1 pseudogene is annotated in these 255 nt (G+C 54.1%); it reads right to left on the bottom strand.

Annotated elements, in window-relative coordinates:
• Nucleotides 1-47: 47 nt before the first annotated feature.
• A pseudogene (gene glnA / locus SB725_RS32470) lies at nt 48-255 on the bottom strand (glutamine synthetase); the annotation flags it as partial.

The following is a 255-nucleotide window of genomic DNA, read 5'->3' as shown; positions in this document are numbered from 1 at the left end:
CAGGCCTGCCAGAGACAGGCGAAAAGTTTCCACGGCAACTAAAACACTTAGACGCTGTAGTACAGCTCAAACTCTACCGGATGCGGAGTCATACGCACGCGGTCATCTTCTTCGCGACGCAGAGCGATGTACGCATCAATTGCTTCGTCAGTGAACACGCCACCGGCTTTCAGGAACTCGCGGTCCAGATCCAGTTCGTTCAGTGCTTCTTCCAGAGAGCCTGCAACCTGTGGGATCTCTTTCGCTTCTTCTGGC

This window comes from Pseudomonas sp. SIMBA_041, from assembly GCF_046535095.1.
GTDB classification, from domain to species: Bacteria; Pseudomonadota; Gammaproteobacteria; order Pseudomonadales; family Pseudomonadaceae; genus Aquipseudomonas; species Aquipseudomonas mucoides.
This window is presented reverse-complemented; position numbering and strand designations above follow the sequence as displayed.